Below are 19,212 nucleotides of genomic sequence, written 5' to 3'. Positions count from 1 at the left end.
TTCGTCGTTCTGTGCAACTATTCGACCGGTATCCCGATGGAGTCGATGTCGCGGTCCGCATGGGCGATGATCTCGCGCTCGTGGGTGAGATCCAGGTTGCGGCAGAGCAGCCAGTAGACGAGGCAACCCACGGGAACTCCCACGAAGAAGGCGATGTCGACGCCGCCGAGCGCGGCGGCGATGGGACCCTCGTAGAAGCTCAGATTCATGAATGGAATCATGATGGCGAAGGTAATGGCGTAGGCGGTGAGTCCCCGCCAGTTCCAGAGCCCGTAGATCCCGTCCTTCCTGAACATCTCGGTGACCGAATACCGCCCTCGACGGACGATGAAGAAGTCCGTGAGGTTGACGGAGGTCCACGGCGCCATGAGATAGGCGATGACGGCGAGGACTGTCGCGAAGCTGGTATTCAAGAAGTCTGCTGGTACGAGGGCCGCGGCGATGGTTCCGGTGACACCGACGAGCAGGATCGTGATGAGACGGATCCGACGGGTGGGGACCACGGGCCGGATGCTGTCGAGGGCAGTGATGAGGGTGAGTGAGCCGCCGTAGACGCACATGGCCATGAGCCCGAGGAGACCGAGTCCGCCGGCGATGAGCATCAGGGCGCCCAGGCCAGGCAGGACGTAGTCACCTGTGACGGCAAGCCCGGTGATGAAGTCGTCCTTGGGCAGAAGAGCCGCGCAGATCGCCCCGACTGCCATGAACGCGAAGAGCCCCAGGATGAGCCCGAGCGACGTATACGTGATGATGGATCGTTTGCTGGTGTGGGCCGGCATGTAGCGGGAATAGTCGGAGACGAAGAACGCCCAGGTGAGCTGGTAGCCGGTGGCGGCTGACACGACGACGAGGAACGGCGCCAGGCTGAAGGTCTGGGTCAGGTCGAACAGTTCAGGGGCGATGTGGCCGCCGACCGTCAGCCCGATGACGTAAACCACGAGAATGACCACGAGAGCGATCGTGATGACTCGCTGAGCGACGTGCAGCCAGTGGTAGCCGAAGATCGCCAGCACGATTGCCACGACACAGGTGAGGATCGCCCAGAACGGGGCGTTCCCCGCGCCGAGTTGAACGGCGGTGACCCCGAGCAGATTTCCGCCGAGCACGACGTAGCCCCAGTACACGACGATTGCCATCGCCCAGATGAACAAGGCGCCGTATCGACCGAACTGGGGGCGCGACTGGATCATCTGGGGAAGCCCGAGATGCGGTCCCTGCGTCGCGTGTGCCGAAACGGGGATGGTCCCAAGAACCGTGCCGATACCGAGCGCGATCAATGTCCACCCGAGGTTGAGGCCGAGCGAGATGCCGATGGCACCGGTTGCCAAGGAGAGCAGCTGTGCGCTGCCCGCGAACCAGATCGTGGCTTGGTCCGTGAGGCGGCCTCGCCGTTCGCTGTGCGGCACATAGTCGATCGATCGGGACTCGACGCGGGAAAGGACGCCTGTTTCGGCGCGGACCGGGTGGTCATTCATAGGGTGAACTCCAGGGAGGGGGCTTCGTCGTCACAGTGTGATGCGGCCCCCAGGCTGTACTGAATAGGACGATCGCACGGGAATCATGGCTGGGTTTGGGCTTTTGCATAGTTGCCGCCTTCTACCCTGAAGTTATTCATTCAAAAAGCCAAAATGATGCGGAGGCGTCATACGATGGGCGGATAGGTGACGAGGCTCCCAGGCCCGAGGGTGGTTGAAACATGAACCCTCAACGGAGTCGAGAAATGAATCATCAAACGGAATTGGCCCGTCTCAGTGGAACCGTTTATCGCGACGGCCGCCACATCCCATCCACGTCGAACCGGCGCAAGGCTGTTCTGGATCCGGCCACTGCGCGGCAGATCGGCGAGTTCGCGGATGTCGACCCCCACGAGGTGGATGAGACTGTCGAGTCCGCGAATCGTGCCCAGCAGGAGTGGTGGTCGTTGAGCGCCCTGGAGCGCGCGGAAGCGCTTCACAAGGTGGCTGAACGCACGCGGCACCTGAGCCCGGCCGTGGCTGAACTCCTGACGCGAGAGACCGGAAAGCCGTACAAAGAGTCAGCCGACGAGCTGATGTGGACTGCTACGGCGATCGACTACTACGCGGAGCTCGGACGGCACTCCATGGGCACAGTGCTGGGGCCGTCTGTCGCAGGTCAGCTGCACTACACGCTGAAAGAGCCGATGGGGACGGTGGTCGTGATCCTGCCGGCCAACTACCCGATCCTGCTGTTCATCTGGGAGGCAGCCGCCGCACTGGCCGCCGGAAACTCGGTCATCGTCAAGCCTTCGGAATGGGCGACGCTGACGACGCTCAAGTTCATGGAGGTGTTCGATGGGCTTCCGGCCGGCCTCGTGCAGTGTCTGACCGGCGGAGGCGACGTTGGTGCGCGTCTCGTCAGTCACGCTGGCACCCACATGGTGGGCTTCACCGGAAGCATCAACACGGGGCGGGCGATCGCCCGGGCATGCGCCGATCAGTTCAAGCCGTACCTGATCGAGGCGTCGGGCAATGATGCGTTCATCGTGATGCCCTCTGCTCCCATCGCGACCGCGGCACGCGCCGCCACGTTTGCTGCGTTCTTCAACTGCGGCCAGGTCTGCACGTCGGGCGAACGGTTCTTCGTCCACGAGGACGTTTACGACGAGTTCCTCCGGCTCTTCGTCGCCGAAGCATCCAGGCTGCGAATCGGCAGCGGGCTCGACCAGGTCGATGTCGGTCCGATGGAGCATGCGGGGGAGCGGGCCAGGGTCGAGAAGGTCCTCGAGCGCGCCGTCGAGCAGGGGGCTGAGATCGTCCTCGGAGGTGCCAGGCCCGACGACCTGCCGGAGCACCTTTCTGAGGGCTTCTTCTTCGAGCCGACCATTCTGGTCAATGTGACCCCCGAGATGGAGATCCTTCAGGCGGAGATCTTCGGACCGCTTGCGCCGATCGTCAAGGTGTCCTCACTCGACGAGGCGATCGCGTTGACCAACAGGTCGGACTTCGGCCTGGGCGCCACGATCTACACCAAGGATGCCGAGGAGATCTTCCGAGCGACGAATGAGATCGTCAGCGGGATGGTGTGGGTGAATGCGCCGATCCTCGACAACGACGCTGGGCCGTTCGGTGGTCGCAAAATGTCCGGGGTGGGACGCCAGCTCGGCGCGGAAGGGCTCGAAACGTTCCGGCACACCAAGCTGGTGCTGGTGGATCCTGCGGCGAGCGAGCACGACTTCTGGTGGTTCCCGTACCCGGACGCCGAGTCCTGGAAGAACGAGACAGCGTCCTGAAATCAGGGGGTCCGGGCCGGCGTCGCTCATTCCACGGCGACGCGGCGCTCGGCCGTCTCGACGACATTGGCCAGAAGCATCGCTCGCGTCATCGGACCCACGCCCCCTGGGTTCGGGGTCACCCACGATGCCACCGACCAGACGTCAGCAGCGGCGTCGCCGGCGATGCGGCTCACTCCTGTCAGGGTGTCGACGATTCGGGAAACGCCCACGTCGACGACGACCGCGCCAGGCTTGAGCTCGGCCGCGCGGATGATGTCGGGCGTGCCGACGGCGGACACGATGACGTCTGCTATCCGGATGAGCGATTCGAGCTCCTGTGTGCCGGTGTGCGCGAGGATCACCGTCGCATTGATTTCGCGCCGGGTCAGCAGGAGGCCGAGTGGCCGTCCGACGGTCGTTCCCCGGCCGAGGACCACGACGAGTTTGCCGGCCAGGGCGAGCCCGTGACGCTGGAGAAGCTCGACGATGCCGCGCGGGGTGCACGGCAATGGCGTGTCGAGCGGTCCGTTGACGCCGAGGACGAGGGCGCCGAGGTTGGCTGGATGCAGCCCGTCGGCGTCCTTGGCGGGGTCGATGCGGCGCAAAATGGTGTTCTGGTCGATGTGCGCGGGCAGCGGGAGCTGCACGATGTACCCGGTGACATCGGGGTCGGCGTTGAGCTGGTCGAGCTTGGCCTCGAGCTCGCTCTGGCTGATGTCGGCGGGGAGCTCTCGCCGGATCGACCGGATGCCCACCTCCGCACAGTCGCGGTGTTTGCCGCGGACATACGAATGGCTGGCGGGATCGTTTCCGACGAGCACCGTCCCCAAGCCGGGAACGATTCCGTGGTGTGCAAGCGAGGCCACGCGTTCTGACAATTCGGCGCGGATCGCCGCAGCGGTTGCGGTGCCGTCGAGCGCGTGCGCCGTGTGGACCTGGTCTGCGTGCGTGAAGCGGTCAGTCATCGCACGATCATGACATTCGAGGACATTCTTGGGACGGCCCGACGTTCTGTACTTTCGAACAAACCCGACCCGCCCGTGAGACGATGAGCGAATGACTATTACGGTCGCTCAGATCGTCGAGACAGCCTTTCTCCGGACGCGGTTCCTTGCCGGCGCGAGCGGCGGTTCCCGAGGCGTCGTCTGGGCGCATACCTGTGAGCTCCCCGACCCGTGGAATTGGCTGGGCGAACGCGAGCTCCTCCTCGCGGACGGCTACAACTTCCCGGCCGATGCGCGCGACCAAGTCGAGTGGTTGAACAAGCTGGCTGAAGCGCAGCTGGCCGGCCTGGCACTGGCTGCCGGCATGCATGCTCCGCCGCTGACGAGGGAGGCCGTCGAGGCGGCCGACAGCTTGGGATTTCCGGTACTCGAAACCGAGTACGAGGTGCCTTTCGTCGCAATCGCCCGTGCGGTGGCGGAACGAAACAGCAAAGCGTCCGTCGCCAGCCTCAGCAAAATCCTCGGCGTTTATGACCGGCTTCACCGCTCGGACCGAGCCCCCGCCCGGCTCGGCCTTCTGGAACAGCTCGAGATCGAAGCAGGTGCTCGCCTCCATGTCATCGATGTGACGACCGGCCAATCGCTCCTCGAATCCCGTACCCATCTCTCCGAAGCCGTCTCACTCGCGGTCGTGGAAGCACTGCAGGCTCGTCAGGGACCTCTTCCCAGCTACACCAGGATCCCCATCGGCGACTCCCGTCTCCTGGTCATACCGCTCCCTCGGTCGGGAGCCGTCCTTATCGCAGAGCCCCTGAAATCGAGCGATGCGGTGGAACTTCCCCTTCTTCAGCACGTTGCAACGATCGCTGAGCTGGAAATCACCCGCCAAGCGCAAGACTCCGAGGCCGCCCGTCAGGTTTCGGCCCAGCTCTTCGGCCGAATCCTCGAAGGCAGTCTGGGCGACGAAGGCGTTGAGGCGCGTTTGGAGATATTGGGTTTCCGTCCGGGAGAGCGCCGCGTTATCGCCGTCCGCAGCGGGACGCGAACATCGAGCATCCATACGCGCCTGTTTCGCGATGGCGTCAGCCACCTGCTGCTCAGTCGCTGGGGCGTGGACCTCATTTTCACCGACACGCCCGGAGCGGTCCTGGACAGAATGAATCTGCAGCAGGCCGATGATTCGGCCGGTGTCAGTCTGCCCGTTACCCGGGCCGCCCGGGTGCCGGACGCGGTACGCGAGGCGCGGTGGGCGCTGGAGGCCGCACTCAGCTCGGGGACGGTCGCTGTGACGTACGGGGATTACTCCGCCCCGTTTCTGCCACGTACACCGGAGGAAGCGCAGCTGGTCGTCGACCGGGTGCTCGGTCCGGTCATCGCCTACGACCAGGCGGAAGGTTCCGACCTGCTGCTGACTCTCAGGGCATTCTTCGACGCGGATTGCTCGTGGCAGATCACTTCGCAGCGGTTGAACATCCACAAACAGACGGTGGTCTACCGGATCCGCCGAATCGAAGCTCTTACCGGCCGTACCGTGCGCGACCTCGCGGACCAGACGGACCTTTATCTCGCCCTCCGCGCGAAGGTGCTCCTCGAGCTGCACGACTAGACGGACGGATAGGGCGCGTCTTCCGGACTGCACAATCGGCTAACTCACTGTAACGTAAACGGCTCATAGCCTGTGGATGAATAGCAAGCCGCACGACGGCTGTCATCGCTCCAGGAGACGTCATGAACCGTTCGCAATCGAACCAGCTCGTCCTCACGCTGGATTGCGACGACCAACTCGGAATCGTCCACGCAGTTGCGGGGTTTCTGGTCGCCCACGGCTGCAACATCGTCGACAGTCAGCAGTTCGACGAGAGCAGTGGGGAGCGGTTCTACCTGCGGGTGCAAGCGACCTATCCGAATGCCACGACGACCGAAGCGCTCCGCGCGGCGTTTCAAGCCACTGCCGACACCTTCGGCATGAATTGGTCGCTCACCGACACGAGCGAGCGGACCCGCACAATTCTGATGGTCTCCAAGGCGAGCCATTGCATGAACGACCTGCTGGAGCGGTGGTGGAATGACCAGCTCCCGATCGACATCCCTGCGATCGTCTCGAATCACCGGGACCTGGAACCGATCGCTGAACGGTACGGGATCCCGTTCATTCACATCCCGGTGACGGCCGAAACCAAACCTGCTGCCGAGGCTGAGCTTCTCTCTCTGATCGAGAAGGAGAATGTCGACCTCGTGGTTCTGGCGCGGTACATGCAGGTCCTCAGCGATCAACTGTGTGCGGCCCTCCCGAACCAGATCATCAACATCCACCACTCGTTCCTCCCGGGATTCAAGGGCGCGAAGCCGTACCACCAAGCCCATGCCCGCGGGGTGAAGCTCGTCGGGGCATCCGCTCACTACGTCACGGCGGATCTCGATGAGGGTCCGATCATCGAGCAGGAAGTCTTCCGCGTGGACCATCGGTCGACACCGGAGGACCTCGTCGTCGCGGGACGGGAGGCCGAGCGAGCCGCGCTGTCTCGCGCCGTTCGATGGCACGCAGAACACCGAGTGATGGTCAACGGCCATCGAACGGTCGTCTTCGACTAGATCAGCGGCCATCGACCGCACTGGAAGGGAAACATCATGGAACGGCTCGTCGACAAGTCCATCAGCGGATCGGTTTTCACCGACTCGACCCGGGACCCGCTGCCGGCTCGCGCCAAGATCGTCATCGTCGGCGGCGGCATCGTCGGCTCCAGCGTCGCGTATCATCTCGCGGCTGCGGGCGAGAAGGACGTGCTCCTGCTCGAGGCGAACGTTCTCGGCAGCGGTACGTCGTGGCACGCAGCCGGCCTCGTGACCGGTGCACGGGGTAACAGCACCCTGACCAAACTCGCCCAGTACGGGCTCGAGACCTACGTGAACCTCGAGGACAAGTCGGGCATCGAGGTCAACTTCACACGTGCCGGCTCCCTCTCGATAGCCCGAACTCCTGGTCGACTGGACGAGATCACCTACGCAAGAGATGTCGCCCGCCAGCACGGTGTACCGACCGAAATGCTGGACGCGAAGCGGTTCGCCGAGGTGTGGCCACTTGCCGGCCATGCTGGCGTCCTCGGCTCACTGCTGTTGCCCGACGACGGGCACGTCAACCCTGGTTGGGCCACGATAGCGTTCGCGAAACTCGCGTGGGAGAGCGGTGTCCGGATCCGCGAAGCCACGCGAGTGACCGAAATCCTTGTGCGCTCGGGCCGCGCCGTCGGCGTGCGCACTGCCCACGGCGATATCGAAGCCGACCAGGTCGTCCTGACCGGCGGCTTGTGGAGTCGCGACCTCGCGGCCACAGCGGGCGCCCACGTTCCTCTGTACGCCGCCGAGCACGTCCACGTCCGCACGAATCCGATTGAGGGAGCCGTCCCTCAGCTTCCGGTCTTCAGGGACCTGGACAACAGCTACTACCTTCGGCACGAGCTGGGTCGGATCCTCGTCGGTGCGTTCGAGCCGGACGGGCTGCCGCGACCGGTCGCTGAAATCAGCCAGGACGGATTTGCCGAGTTCGGTGCGGACTGGCAGCACTTCGCACCGATCCGCACCGAAGTCGAGAAGACGGTGCGGGCGATCGGTGACGCGGGATACGACCGCTTCCTGAACGCTCCGGAGAGTTTCACTCCTGACGCGAACTTCGCGATCGGCGAGACCGGGGAAGTCGATGGATTGTTCGTGGCCGCCGGGATGAACTCTCAGGGCATCATCTATGCGCCCGCCGTCGGTCGTGAGCTCGCTGACTGGATGATCGCGGGCGCTCCCCAGTTCGACGCCTACGACGTCGACGTGCGCCGATTCTCGACCGCCCACAACAACCGACGCTTCCTGCACGATCGGACCAAGGAAGGGCTCGGCCGGCTGTATGCGATGCACTGGCCCCAACTTCAGATGTCGACCGGCCGCGGGGTTCGTCGGACACCGCTCCATGATCGACTGAAGAGTCTCGGAGCCTCCTTCGGCGAACTCGGCGGATGGGAGCGAGCGAATTGGTACGAGACCTCAGGAGCGACCCCGACATACGAATACAGCTACGGCCGCGCCAACTGGTTCGATCGGGTGCGCGAGGAGCACAGCGCAGCGCGTGAAGGCGTCGCACTGTTCGACTTGACCCCCTTCGCCAAAATCGAGGTGGCCGGCCCCGACGCTCTCGCGGTCGTCCAGCGAACCTTCACGGCGAACATGGACGTCGAGATCGACAAGGCGGTCTACACGCTGCAGTTGAATGAGCACGGCGGCATCGAACTGGACGGCACGGTCACCCGTTTGGCCGAGGACCGCTTCCTGGTCGTCACTCCGAGCGCGACTCAGCAGAAGACGCTGTCGATTCTGCGCCGGGCGACCACCGGCTCGGCTTCTTCGGTCTTCGACGCGACGGCCGCCTACGCGACGATCGCCGTGATGGGCCCCAAGTCGAGAGAACTTCTCGAACGCGTCTCGCCCGAGGACTGGTCGGACGAAGCACAGAAGTACACCTATGGCCGACGAGTCGAAATCGCGCATGGATTCGCCTACGCACTGCGCGTGTCCTTCGTGGGCGAGCTCGGCTACGAACTCTACGTGAGCTCGGACCTCGCACTGAACGTCTTCGACGCGCTCTGGGAGGCCGGCCAGGACCTCGGGCTACGGCTCGCCGGCTACTTCGCGCTGGATACCCTTCGCAGCGAGAAGGGGTTCCGCCACCTCGGGCACGACATCGGCCAGGTCGACGACCCCTACGCCGCGGGACTGCGGTTCACGCTCGATATGGAGAAACCCGGAGGCTTCGTCGGCCGCGATGCCGTCGCTGCGCTCGACCCGAGCGCGCCGAAGCATCGCACCGTCTACTTCGCCGTCGATGATCCCCGCCCGGTGCTGGTCCACGACGAGACGCTCTTCCTCGACGGCGATCCGATCGGTCGTGCGACCAGTGGCAACTACGGCCATACCCTGGGGCGCGCTGTGGGTATCGCGGCCATCGAGCCCGATGCTGACCTGGCCGGCGCGTTCTCCATCGAATGCAAGGGGACCCGGTACCCGGTCACGGTCTCGCGGCGCCCGCTGTACGACCCGACCGGTTCGCGCATGAAGTCGTGATCGGCGATCCATCTCCGGTCCGACACAAACAAGGAGGCACGATGACCATCACGATCTCAGTCGACGAAGCAATCGCGCGGCTCGACGGGGCTGGCCCGATCCAGCCGCCGCTCGCCCAGGCGCTCAGCGGCACCATCGAGACATGGTCGCGCAGTGTGTTCACGGCGGAGGAGCGAGCCGTCTCGACTGGTTTCTGGAAGACCGAACCGGGAACATCCCGTTGGGACTTCTCGGATCGGGGAGAGATCATCCATGTTCTGGCAGGCGCCATGACCGTTCACGAGGATGACGGCGTACCGCTCGAGGTGACTGCCGGGGACGTCGTTGTCTTTCCGTTCGGTTGGAGCGGCGTGTGGACAGTGACGCAAACACTGACCAAGTTCTACGTCATCTACCGCTGAGCCGAGGGCGCCCCGGCTATACGGGATGTCCGAGCTCGATGCACAGGACTCCTGCGGCGATGAGCACGATGCCTGTCGCCATGATCCATGTCAGCCGCTCCTTGAAGAGGACGCGGCTTAGCACAGCGGTCAGGGCCACGCCGCACGCTGTCCATACCCCGTATGCGACCGTCAACGGGACTCCAACGCCAAGCGCGACGCTGAGGAGGGTAAACGCCGCACCGTAGTTCGCGATGACGAGTAACCACCAGGCGCGTCGGCCGGTCGAGGCCATTCGAAGCGCCAGAGTCCCGCCGACTTCGATCACGATCGCGCACGCCAAGGCGAAGTATCCGATCATTGCCCGGGCTCACCAGCCTCCGTCGTCGAGTGTGAACCGACCTCGACCAGAAGGACACCACACATGATGACGACGATTCCGATCGCCATCAGGACCGATATCGGCTCCTTGAACAGGACGAGTGACATAACGGCAGTGAGTGCGACGCCGATTGCGCCCCAGATTCCGTATCCCGTGCCGAGCGGCATGCCGCGACGCAGCGCGAGGCTGAGGAATATGAAGGCACTCACATAACCGGTGATCACCACGACGTACAGCACGGGCATCTCGAGCGCCGCCTTGAGAGCGAGCGAGCCAGATACTTCCGTCACGATCGCCCCCGCCAGGAATAGCCACTTCATCTTCGGTACACCTCCGTCTCGGTCGTCTGCGGTCCCCCCGGCCACAGGTGTCCCTCCTAGCCAGCTTGGAGAGGAATACCGAGTGCTCACTCAGTACGAAAAGCCGAAAACAGGCGGGTGCTTTGGATTTCCGTCTAATTGTTTGCCTGGGGCGGCGACCGTACCGTTGGGCCAACCCTGAGCACCCCCAGCCCGAAGTGCAAGAGAAAGGTCCGGTCCTCATGTCCGGTATCACCCCAGCGCCCTCCACAGTGCAAGACCCTCAATCCGTCACCCCAACGCGACTGAGCGGGCACATGGGCGTGTTCGACATCGTCTTCAGTGTGCTGGCATTCAACGCGCCGATGTCCGTCTTCGTCGGTTTCATCACCGTGATCGTCGGTTTCGGCAACGGCATCGGTGCGCCGCTCGTATTCATCGCCACCGGCGCCCTCATGCTCCTGTTCGCCGTCGGATTCACGACCATGAGCCGCGACCTCCCCAACCCCGGCGCCTTCTACGCCTACATCACAGCCGGCCTCGGACGCCCCGTCGGTCTGGGAGGTTCGTTCGTCGCTCTGGTGTCCTACGTCTTCATCCTCGTGGGCGGCTACTGCTTCGGAGGGATCTCCTGGCAGAGCCTGATCCACGATCGATTCGGCGGTCCTGACATCCCTTGGTGGATCTACACGCTCGCCACGATCGTCGTCGTATCGATGCTGGGGTATTTCCACATCAACCTCTCGGCCAAAGTGCTCATGATCTTCATGATCCTGGAGACCGTCGTCATGGTCGCCTACGATGTGGCCGTCATGGCCCGAGGGGGCGAAGGTGGCGCTGTGGCCCTCTCGTTTGCGCCGCTCAACCCGGCAAACGCGTTCGGCGGCTCGATCGGGCTAGCCGTCATCTTCGGTGTGGTCTGCTTCTCGGGATTCGAAGCCACAGCTGTGTTCCGCGAAGAGGCGCGGTCTCCCGAGAAGACCGTGCCACGGGCTACGTACGCGGCGATCATCTTCTTGATGGTGCTCTACGCGCTTACCGCTTGGGCGATGATCAACGGGATCGGGCTTGAGAACGCGGTCAAGGCGTCAGCGGCTGATCCGACAGGTGCAGCTTTCGCCACTGCCGAGATGTACCTGAGCAAGATCGGCGTCGACGTCGTCAACCTGTTGCTCTGCACCAGCATCTTCGCCGCAAATCTCGCTGCCCACAACGTCTCGACGCGCTACATCTACTCCCTCAGCGTCGACCGGATCTTCCCCTCATTCCTGTCGTCGGTTCACAAGCGGCAGCAGTCCCCGCACCGCGCTTCCATCCTGATCTCGATCGTCACCGTGATCTCGATCGCCGCTTGCGTCGTGCTGAATGGGAACCCGGGAACCCTCTACGCGACCCTGGTAGGAATCGGCGGCTACGCGCTCATCCTGCTCTTGCTGCTGACGAGCATCGGCGTTGTGGTGTACTTCCGGCGTAAGCCCGGTCTCAAGGCGCGCATCTTCAAGACCGTGGTCGCCCCGCTGCTGGCGGTGCTCGGGCTCGCCGTCGCGTTCGTGATCGCAACGCAGAACGTGGACGTGATGATCGGAGGGAGCGTCGCCCTCGCGATCGCTCTTGTGGTCCTCTTCTTCGCACTCCTTGTCGCCGGCATCGTCGTTGCGGTGATCCTTCGCAAGACGCGGCCAGATGTGTACGCCCGGATCGGCCGTCAGGATGTCTGAATCGAGCGCCAAGGAGAGACGTGTCAGCATCCTGGGCACTGGTGCAATGGGCACCGCGATTGCAAAGCGTCTCCTTTCGGAGGGTACGAGCGTGACCGTCTGGAACAGGAGCAAGGAGAAGACTATTGGGCTGCGGGACATCGGAGCCGACGTGGCGGATTCAGCGGATGCTGCCGTTTCGGCAAGCCCACTCGTCATTTCGTGCCTCCTGAGCACTCCCGTACTCATACAGGTGCTCCGCGGGCCGGAGATGACGACGGCATTGCGAGGTCGCACCCTCGTCGACACGTCGACGGGGTCCCCAGCAGACGTCAACCTGCTCAGTGAGTTCGCCCGCCTGCGAGGCTGCAATCAGCTCGATGGAAAGCTCATGTTCTACCCGGCCCAGGTCGGATCCGACCAGGCGGTCATGTATATCGCCGGACCCGAGGAGTTGTATCGAGCGCACGCTCCCGTGTTCGAATCGATCGTTGGAACGCCACTCCTGGTGGGAACGGACATAGCGGCGGCCGCGGTCCTCTACAACGCCGTGTGGACCTTCTACTATTCGGGGCTCTTCGGATTCCTGGAAGCTCTCGCGTTCGTGAAGCGGAGCGGGATGGACCCGGAGGTGTTCGTCGATCAGGCCCTTGCCTCGACGCCCGACTTGGTGCGACAGGTGCGAGACGCAGCTCACCGTGTCGGCACCGGTGATCTAGGGGGCGACCAAGCTGCGGTGGCCGTCTACGTGGACGGCTTCCAGACCATGCGAAACGCCTTCGGCGAGGTCGGCCTTCGATCACGCATGCTCGAGACTCTGAGCGAGCTCAGCTCCCTCGCTGAGGCGGGGGGCTACGGTCGCGCGGATATCGCCGCCGTGACGAACGCGGTCATCGAAGAGGATGCCCGCCAGCGCCAGCGCCAGCGCCAGCTCGAACCCGAGCCCCAAATCCGATGAAAGGACATGAAATGCCCGGATATGTGAAGACCATCGAAGAGGTGGAGCGGATCGAGAACTTCCTCGCCCCCTCCCGATTCACGTGCGAGGAGATCGGCGTCTACTTCAAGACCTCGTGGGAGTTCGCCAAGGAGGTGCTGCCGCCGTGTTTCGAGCCGATCGGGGACGAGGCGGCCGGCACCGCTGACGCCTACGCGAACGTCACGAGCTACGAGAGCGCGTATTGCGGCACCTTCGATGGGGCGATCGTCTCCATCCTGTGCCGCTATGGAGACATCGACGGATATTGGATGCTCTCCGAGATCATTTCCCCCGAACTTCCAGTGGCGATCGGCCGCGAACTCTGGGGGGAAGTGAAGAAGAACGGAAACGGCCGGATCTGGCGGGACGGCACTCGCACGCGCGCCACCGGCGAGCGCCGCGGCATCACGTTCATGGAAATGAATGTGGACGTCGATGGACCGGAGCAGGGGCCGTTCACGCTGGACAGCAACGGATTCGACATCAAGATGTTCCCGAGTTCGAACGCGCGCGGCCTGCAGTACCCACCCCTGCTGAACATCTGGGACATCAAGTACGAATGGACAAGCTACCGCGAAGGCACCGGGACCCTGGAATGGGGCCACTCGATCTGGGATCCCACGTACACGATCCCGATCCTGTCGATCGACAAGGCGATCGACGGCAAATACGTGGGCTACTGGCCTCTTGGGCAGCAGGTCCAGCTCGACGACCCTGACAACATCTACCGCAAGTACCTCTGGGGCCGTGCGTACGACGACCCGACGTGGTTCCCGATCTCGAAGCGATTCCAGGGCCTGGATGAACTCAACCCGGTCCCCGAAACGAACTGATCGAGGTTCGCAAATGTGCGGGAGCGAGTGAGCGCTCGCCGCTCCCGCACACGACACCATAGGCATGGTCTACCGCGTCGACGGCGGTTCCACCGCGGGGTACTTCGAGCTTCCTCGGTGACAGACGCAAATGCTTACTCAGGCACAAGCGCGAAGCCGTATTTATACTGACGTACGATAGTTGAAGTTTGTTCGCTGTCATACTCTGTATGCATATCAGTTCATCAGCGGCGATGACCCGGCTCGGCATAGATCGAGTTGTCGCAGATCCCAGGTCCTCGCCGTGATCAGAGTTCGTAGGAGATCAGCGTGACTCGAATCGCCATCCTCGGCGCCGGCCTCGCAGGCCTCGCCGCAGCAGACGTCGTCGCCAAAGCGGGCCACCAGGTCACCGTATACGAGGCTCGGGAACGGCCCGGCGGCCGGGTCTGGTCGAGTTCCCTCTCGGCTGGGGGAGTGGATTGGACGATCGAGCGCGGTGCCGAATTCGTTCTCGACGGTTACTCCACCATCAGAGAGCTGCTTGCCGAGCACGGCCTGTCGCTGGTCGACACGGGAATGAGCTACTACGTGCGAGTTCCCGGCGACGTGCCGACCGTCACGACGGAGGACATCGTCGCGGCCGGCGGTCTCGCCCTACGGCTCTCCACCGAGTCAGGAGGAGTCCACAGCGCCGAGGATGTGATCTCCCGGCTGCGCGTCCCGAGCGAATTGGCCGACGCGCTTCGTGCACGGATCGAGATCTCGACGGCCGTTACCGCGCAGGAGGTAACCGCAGACGCGCTGGCTACCATCGCGTCGTTCGAACCGAAACCGAGCTGGCGGATCGCTGGTGGCAATCAAAGCCTCCCGAATGCGCTCGCCGCGTCGCTCGGTGACAGGATCCGCTACAACCAGACGGTGCGAAGAGTTGAGAATCTTCCGACGGGGAGCGTCGTCGTTGCAACTCAAGATGGGTCTGAGCTATTCGATGCGGTCATCGTGGCACTCCCTCTTGCCCTGGTCCGCGACCTCGGGACCGTGATCCTGCCATCGAACTTCGCGCGGGAGGCAGCGCTGGCGAAGGTCGTCCAGGGGCATGCGGCAAAGCTCCACCTTCCTCTTACTGCACGACCGGAGACAAGCGCCGTGATGTCGGTGCGAGGTCGGTTCTGGACGTGGACGGCGACCGACTCCAGCGGGATGGTCGCCCCTGTGCTCAACGCCTTCATGGGCTCCGCCCCGGCCATCGAGCGTGCGGGCCTCGTCGCCCATCCGGAACGCTGGGCGGACCGGGCTCGTCTGCTTCGCCCCGAGTTGGCGATCCCGGACGATGCTCAAGTGATCGCTACGGTCTGGTCCGAGGACCCCCTGGCCCGCGGCGCCTATGCGGCCCACGCGCCGGCGGACAGATCCGCGCCGACGGATCTCGAAGCGCCGATCGGCGCCGTCTACTGGGCGGGCGAATATGCAGAGCCGGAGTTCACTGGGCTGATGGAGGGTGCGGTGCGCAGTGGCCGACGAGCGGCGAAGCGAGTGCTGTCGAGGGACGCGAGCTCGTGCGCCTCGGAGGCGAGAGCAGGCGCCACCGCGTAGCCCGGCGCCCCACCCGGTTGCTCAGCCGGAGGTACGCAAGACACGCCGCAGGTACTCCCGAGCCCACGCATCGGTCAGCGGTTCCTCGAGCCCGAGGCCATAGAGGATGATGGCGTCGAATGACGCGATGACCATGCTCACCTCGTCATCGGGAAGGACCGTCGCGAGAAGCTCGGCGAAGGCGTTCTCCCAGCGCTGACCGAGACTCTTCATGCTCTGTCGCCGGTAAGCGAGCATGTGGATCTCGTACTCGAGGGTGCTGCGCTCGCGATCGTCGTTCGCGTACGAGAGCACAAGCGCGACGAGAGCGTCTTCGAGCTGTGTCGTGAGATCCCAAGCAGCGCGCCACTCCCCGAGAATGCGCAGCTCCTCGTCGCTGATCTTCTCCAGGGCGGCAGCGAGCAGCGCGTCGAGATCTGCGAAATAGTACGTGGTCGATCCCAGGGGCACGCCGGCCTCTGCGGCCACCGCGCGATGCGTGAGCGCGAAAACACCGTCGCGCATGATGACGACGGTCGCGGCGTCAGCGATTCGCTGCCTGCGGTGCGGGTCGCGGCGCCTTCTGCGCGCAGGCGGCCCCGGTCGCTCGTCTGGTTGGTGTTGTGCAGTCACTCGTTCCCTCTGTGCCGTGAGCATATCGTTCGGTCCTGCGCGTCCTGGCTCGGTTATGTACTGATGTACATTACCGGCAGGTGGGTTCTGACTTTCGTAGCATGGCTGCTGCTTCCGCGCCGAACGTACCGTTGCCGGAACAGCACACCACGAGCGGTGGGCGGACGGTCACCGATGACCAACAGGGGAGCGATGAGTATGAGCTACGTCTGGACCGCAGAGCAGATTCAGCGGTACTTCGGATACTACGAAGGTCTGAGCACGCGAAACACGTACTCGTACCTGACCTTCGAGACAACGGAGGAGTTCGCACGCTCGGTCCTGCCACCATGCTTCGAGGTGGCGCTCCGGCCGACGGTCACCGTGTCCTTCATGGATTTCATGGAAGTGTCCGGGGGACACACGAACCGCTTCGGTCGTGACCGCGCCGCAATGATCCACGTCAACGCCGTGTACGGCGGAATCGAGGGCATCTATTACCTCAGCGTCTTCGAAACCGAGGAAGTCAATCTGGAGACGGGGCGGGAGCTCTGGGGCATGCCGAAGAAGCTGGCCACCGTGGACTCATTCGACGACGGGGAACGCTTGTGGGGGTTCGTCGAGCGCAAGAACCAGCGGCTGATCGAATTCGAAGCCGACCTCGGTCCCGAGCAGGGAGCACAGCCCGCCGAGCCGGAGTACTACTTCGAAATCCGTGGCGCTTTCACCGCTGACGGATTCCGTCTGACATCAGCCGAGCTCCTCGTTTTCCGCCTCGGGGCGGTCACCACGAGGTACCGGGAGCTGTCATCCCCCCGTGTCGTCCTCACCGGTTCCCCCGTCGACCCAGGCGTCGGCACCGTCCCTCTCGGCGACTTCATCGAGGGCGGCACTCTCGGGGGACAGACGGCGTACGAAATCGAGGACGTCGTCCCTCTCGATCGTGACGCGCACGACTACGCCCCGTACATCCTCGGGCGCCTCTATGACGATTGGCCGGACTATCGCGACACCGATGGTCGACGGAGCACCCAGACACGCGTCTAAGTCAGCGACGGTCATCTACCCGAAGGATTGAAATGCTCGAACAGCGTGAACCAACACAAGAGCCCGAGGTAGGGCTGCAGCACGGACACACCTCCCTCGGAGCGCTGACGGTGCTTGGTCTGTCCGCCCAGCAGATCGGACCGGGCATCGCCTTGGCCGGCGGATACATGATTCTCTATGCAGGCAATGCATCTTGGGTGTCGATGTTGTTGTCCCTGATCGTCTCGGCATCCATCGGAGCGATCGTCGTGACGTTCTCCCGGAGGCTTGTCGCTTCCGGCGGGCTGATGTCGTACGTGTCCTCCGTGCTAGGCCCCGTCGGCAGGGCGCTCACCGGCGCCGGATACCTCATCGGGTTGCTCATCGCCGCCGCCGCGGTGACCACCGGCGTGGTCATCTTCACGGCGAGCTTCCTGGTGCAGATCGGGCTCAGCTGGGCCTCGTCGCCGCTCGCGCAGGCCGTCTCTGCCGTCGTCGTCGCCGTGTTGGCGGGTACTGTCGCCTTCCGCGGTGTCGATACCTCGGTGAAGGTGTCCGCTGTGCTCACGTTCGTGGGCATCCCGTTCGTTCTCTGGGTCACCATCGCTGCAGCCGTCGCCACGCCTGGGTACTCCTTGGCCCCGCAATTCGACTTCGGGTCCGGCGATTTCAAGTGGGACAGCATCTTCCAGGGCGCCCTCGTCGCGCTCTCGTACTTCGTCGGTTTCGATGGGCTCAGTGCCATGGCGGGCGAGACGAAGAATCCGAAGCGCAACCTTCCGCGCTTCATCCTGCTGCTGCTCGGCATCACGGGCGGCGCATACGTCGCCATTCTGTGGTTCCAGATCCCCGCTCTGGGACGCGGGACGGAACTGCTGGCGAAGGGTGACTCGCCGACAGCGGTGCTCGCTCACCTGGGCAACGTGGGATGGCTTGCGGCACCGCTCGACCTGCTGATGGCCGCAGCGACGTTCGCCGGACTGATCGCCACCTTCAACTATGGGTCGCGAATCATCGGGACCGCTGCGGAAGCACGCCTGCTCCCTCGGGGACTCGCCCACGTCAACGCCCGGTTCCGGTCGCCGTCTCGTGCGGTTGCCCTCCTCGTCATCATCTCCGCCGGCATTCCGATCGCCTTCGAGATCATCGCTGCGACACCACCGCTCGAGTCGTCGGTCCTGCTCTACACCCTTTTCAGTTACTGCTACTTCGTGCCATATGTGGTCGCTGCGATCGCTGCGATCGTGCTGGTGTTCCGTGAGGGGACGCCGAAGGTCCTGATGTTGCTCGTCTATGCGTTCGCGGCCGTGAGCTTCTCGTACCTTCTCTTTTACGCGCTCACGAGCGCCGGCGGAGGAGTCTTCGGGGCGCTGCCGTGGGTGGCGCTCGCGCTGACCGTGGTCGGGTTCGTTGCCCTTCTCATCGTCGACAAGCGGAATGCAGGGGCTGGCGACACCCTCACGGACCTCCTCTGAGCGCCGGTGTCAAATGGGCGGGGCCGGTTCGGGCCGGTGCACACCACGCGGGCGGTAGCCGAGCGCGTCGGACACACCGAGCAGGTCGGCGAGGTACCAGATCGTCGCAAGCCACATCTCGGTGCCCTGGAGGCCGGGGAGGGATGCGGCGTCCGACGGGTCATCCACACGGCGGGCGCGGAAACCGTAGCCCTCCCCGGCGACCCACCTGTCGAGAGCGGCGTCGAGCAGGCGTCGGGCCGTCTGCTCGACCTCGCTTGCGCGGTACCCGGAACTGCGGGTCAGCCAGAGCGGGTGCGCCACATCCAGGACGTTGCAGGCGTCGTGGCGATCCGGTCGGAAATACCGGGCATCCTGCGCGTGCGCGAGCACCGTATCGACCGTCCGCTCGGGGTAGGGGAGAGGAACGCCGAACTGGGCGAAGGTGCCGCGCGACGCGCGATAGAACCCGTTGACGAGTTGGAGGCGGTTGCCGTCGGCTGCTACCCGTCCCCACATCCCGGTCGCAGGATCCACGTGGGTCACGAGCCAGCCGAACAGGGCTTCCCGAAGGCCGCCCGGCTCGCTGTCGCCGCGGCGCTTGGTCCAGAGCAGTGCGGTGCCGACCGCGTCGACCCAGGCGCCGGCGTTCCACGCCTGCGTCTCCCAGGGCAGTGCGTCGCAGAACGTGACGAGCTCGTCGGCGGAGGATTCAGT

16 protein-coding genes are annotated in these 19,212 nt (G+C 64.2%); 11 read left to right on the top strand and 5 right to left on the bottom strand.

Features of this window, described 5'->3' with window-relative positions:
- Window positions 1-17 precede the first annotated feature (17 nt).
- The gene (locus tag AB4079_RS01930) at window positions 18-1,475 is read right to left on the bottom strand and encodes a purine-cytosine permease family protein (RefSeq protein ID WP_441785589.1); all 1,458 of its coding nucleotides are present in this window, start codon (window positions 1,473-1,475) and stop codon (window positions 18-20) included.
- A 245-nt stretch (window positions 1,476-1,720) separates the two neighbouring features.
- Between AB4079_RS01930 and AB4079_RS01925 the strand changes: the two genes are divergently transcribed.
- Entirely contained in the window at window positions 1,721-3,250 is a 1,530-nt protein-coding gene (locus tag AB4079_RS01925; RefSeq protein WP_441785588.1) for an aldehyde dehydrogenase family protein, read from the top strand.
- 26 nt (window positions 3,251-3,276) lie between these two features.
- Here AB4079_RS01925 and AB4079_RS01920 read toward each other — a convergent pair whose 3' ends face one another.
- Window positions 3,277-4,197 (bottom strand): bifunctional methylenetetrahydrofolate dehydrogenase/methenyltetrahydrofolate cyclohydrolase, encoded by a 921-nt coding sequence (locus tag AB4079_RS01920; RefSeq protein ID WP_441785587.1) that lies wholly within the window; start codon window positions 4,195-4,197, stop codon window positions 3,277-3,279.
- A 91-nt stretch (window positions 4,198-4,288) separates the two neighbouring features.
- On the opposite strand from AB4079_RS01920, the gene AB4079_RS01915 reads away from it, so the two are divergent.
- The 4 genes from AB4079_RS01915 (at window position 4,289) to AB4079_RS01900 (ending at window position 9,680) form a co-directional block, all read left to right on the top strand.
- Window positions 4,289-5,782 (top strand): PucR family transcriptional regulator ligand-binding domain-containing protein, encoded by a 1,494-nt coding sequence (locus tag AB4079_RS01915; protein ID WP_441785586.1) that lies wholly within the window; start codon window positions 4,289-4,291, stop codon window positions 5,780-5,782.
- Window positions 5,783-5,904: 122 nt separating this feature from the next.
- Window positions 5,905-6,768 carry a formyltetrahydrofolate deformylase gene (purU, locus tag AB4079_RS01910; RefSeq protein ID WP_441785585.1) on the top strand — a complete coding sequence of 288 codons (864 nt, stop codon included), beginning with the start codon at window positions 5,905-5,907 and terminating at the stop codon, window positions 6,766-6,768.
- Window positions 6,769-6,804: 36 nt separating this feature from the next.
- A complete protein-coding gene (locus AB4079_RS01905) occupies window positions 6,805-9,279 on the top strand; it encodes a GcvT family protein (RefSeq protein ID WP_441785584.1) in 2,475 nt (824 codons plus the stop codon).
- 41 nt (window positions 9,280-9,320) lie between these two features.
- Window positions 9,321-9,680 carry a cupin domain-containing protein gene (locus tag AB4079_RS01900; RefSeq protein WP_441785583.1) on the top strand — a complete coding sequence of 120 codons (360 nt, stop codon included), beginning with the start codon at window positions 9,321-9,323 and terminating at the stop codon, window positions 9,678-9,680.
- Between the two features lie 16 nt (window positions 9,681-9,696).
- On the opposite strand, the gene AB4079_RS01895 is transcribed toward AB4079_RS01900, so the two are convergent.
- Window positions 9,697-10,020: a DMT family transporter gene (locus tag AB4079_RS01895; protein ID WP_441785582.1), complete on the bottom strand. Its 324-nt coding sequence runs from the start codon at window positions 10,018-10,020 to the stop codon at window positions 9,697-9,699.
- Window positions 10,017-10,406: a DMT family transporter gene (locus tag AB4079_RS01890; protein ID WP_441785581.1), complete on the bottom strand. Its 390-nt coding sequence runs from the start codon at window positions 10,404-10,406 to the stop codon at window positions 10,017-10,019. The genes AB4079_RS01895 and AB4079_RS01890 overlap by 4 nt, the downstream gene beginning before the upstream one ends.
- A 251-nt stretch (window positions 10,407-10,657) precedes the next feature.
- On the opposite strand from AB4079_RS01890, the gene AB4079_RS01885 reads away from it, so the two are divergent.
- The 4 genes from AB4079_RS01885 (at window position 10,658) to AB4079_RS01870 (ending at window position 15,424) form a co-directional block, all read left to right on the top strand.
- Window positions 10,658-12,058, top strand: coding sequence for an APC family permease (locus AB4079_RS01885; protein WP_441785580.1), 1,401 nt, complete (start codon window positions 10,658-10,660; stop codon window positions 12,056-12,058).
- Window positions 12,051-12,995, top strand: a complete 945-nt coding sequence (locus tag AB4079_RS01880; protein ID WP_441785579.1) for an NAD(P)-dependent oxidoreductase — start codon at window positions 12,051-12,053, stop codon at window positions 12,993-12,995. The genes AB4079_RS01885 and AB4079_RS01880 overlap by 8 nt, the downstream gene beginning before the upstream one ends.
- Window positions 12,996-13,006: 11 nt before the next feature.
- The gene (locus AB4079_RS01875; protein ID WP_441785578.1) at window positions 13,007-13,849 is read left to right on the top strand and encodes an acetoacetate decarboxylase family protein; all 843 of its coding nucleotides are present in this window, start codon (window positions 13,007-13,009) and stop codon (window positions 13,847-13,849) included.
- Between the two features lie 309 nt (window positions 13,850-14,158).
- Complete coding sequence (locus tag AB4079_RS01870; RefSeq protein ID WP_441785577.1) at window positions 14,159-15,424, top strand: flavin monoamine oxidase family protein; 1,266 nt, start codon at window positions 14,159-14,161, stop codon at window positions 15,422-15,424.
- A gap of 21 nt (window positions 15,425-15,445) precedes the next feature.
- On the opposite strand, the gene AB4079_RS01865 is transcribed toward AB4079_RS01870, so the two are convergent.
- Window positions 15,446-15,928 (bottom strand): TetR/AcrR family transcriptional regulator, encoded by a 483-nt coding sequence (locus AB4079_RS01865; protein WP_441785576.1) that lies wholly within the window; start codon window positions 15,926-15,928, stop codon window positions 15,446-15,448.
- Window positions 15,929-16,210: 282 nt separating this feature from the next.
- On the opposite strand from AB4079_RS01865, the gene AB4079_RS01860 reads away from it, so the two are divergent.
- Together AB4079_RS01860 and AB4079_RS01855 are read left to right on the top strand one after the other, a co-directional pair.
- On the top strand, window positions 16,211-17,062 hold the full coding sequence (locus AB4079_RS01860) for an acetoacetate decarboxylase family protein (protein WP_441785575.1): 852 nt from the start codon (window positions 16,211-16,213) through the stop codon (window positions 17,060-17,062).
- A gap of 32 nt (window positions 17,063-17,094) precedes the next feature.
- A complete protein-coding gene (locus AB4079_RS01855) occupies window positions 17,095-18,516 on the top strand; it encodes an APC family permease (protein WP_441785574.1) in 1,422 nt (473 codons plus the stop codon).
- Window positions 18,517-19,212: the final 696 nt, after the last annotated feature.

The sequence above is a fragment of the Leifsonia sp. 2MCAF36 genome (genome assembly GCF_052115525.1).
Lineage (GTDB): Bacteria > Actinomycetota > Actinomycetes > Actinomycetales > Microbacteriaceae > Leifsonia.
The sequence above is the reverse complement of the archived record's forward strand: the minus strand, read 5'-3'. Positions and strand labels throughout refer to the sequence as shown.

What these genes read in the sequence shown, in the direction of transcription:
- AB4079_RS01930 (WP_441785589.1), bottom strand. Translation starts at nt 1,475, where the DNA reads ATGAATGACCACCCGGTCCGCGCCGAAACAGGCGTCCTTTCCCGCGTC.
- AB4079_RS01925 (WP_441785588.1), top strand. Translation starts at nt 1,721, where the DNA reads ATGAATCATCAAACGGAATTGGCCCGTCTCAGTGGAACCGTTTATCGC.
- AB4079_RS01920 (WP_441785587.1), bottom strand. Translation starts at nt 4,197, where the DNA reads ATGACTGACCGCTTCACGCACGCAGACCAGGTCCACACGGCGCACGCG.
- AB4079_RS01915 (WP_441785586.1), top strand. Translation starts at nt 4,289, where the DNA reads ATGACTATTACGGTCGCTCAGATCGTCGAGACAGCCTTTCTCCGGACG.
- purU (WP_441785585.1), top strand. Translation starts at nt 5,905, where the DNA reads ATGAACCGTTCGCAATCGAACCAGCTCGTCCTCACGCTGGATTGCGAC.
- AB4079_RS01905 (WP_441785584.1), top strand. Translation starts at nt 6,805, where the DNA reads ATGGAACGGCTCGTCGACAAGTCCATCAGCGGATCGGTTTTCACCGAC.
- AB4079_RS01900 (WP_441785583.1), top strand. Translation starts at nt 9,321, where the DNA reads ATGACCATCACGATCTCAGTCGACGAAGCAATCGCGCGGCTCGACGGG.
- AB4079_RS01895 (WP_441785582.1), bottom strand. Translation starts at nt 10,020, where the DNA reads ATGATCGGATACTTCGCCTTGGCGTGCGCGATCGTGATCGAAGTCGGC.
- AB4079_RS01885 (WP_441785580.1), top strand. Translation starts at nt 10,658, where the DNA reads ATGGGCGTGTTCGACATCGTCTTCAGTGTGCTGGCATTCAACGCGCCG.
- AB4079_RS01880 (WP_441785579.1), top strand. Translation starts at nt 12,051, where the DNA reads ATGTCTGAATCGAGCGCCAAGGAGAGACGTGTCAGCATCCTGGGCACT.
- AB4079_RS01875 (WP_441785578.1), top strand. Translation starts at nt 13,007, where the DNA reads ATGCCCGGATATGTGAAGACCATCGAAGAGGTGGAGCGGATCGAGAAC.
- AB4079_RS01865 (WP_441785576.1), bottom strand. Translation starts at nt 15,928, where the DNA reads ATGCGCGACGGTGTTTTCGCGCTCACGCATCGCGCGGTGGCCGCAGAG.
- AB4079_RS01860 (WP_441785575.1), top strand. Translation starts at nt 16,211, where the DNA reads ATGACCAACAGGGGAGCGATGAGTATGAGCTACGTCTGGACCGCAGAG.
- AB4079_RS01855 (WP_441785574.1), top strand. Translation starts at nt 17,095, where the DNA reads ATGCTCGAACAGCGTGAACCAACACAAGAGCCCGAGGTAGGGCTGCAG.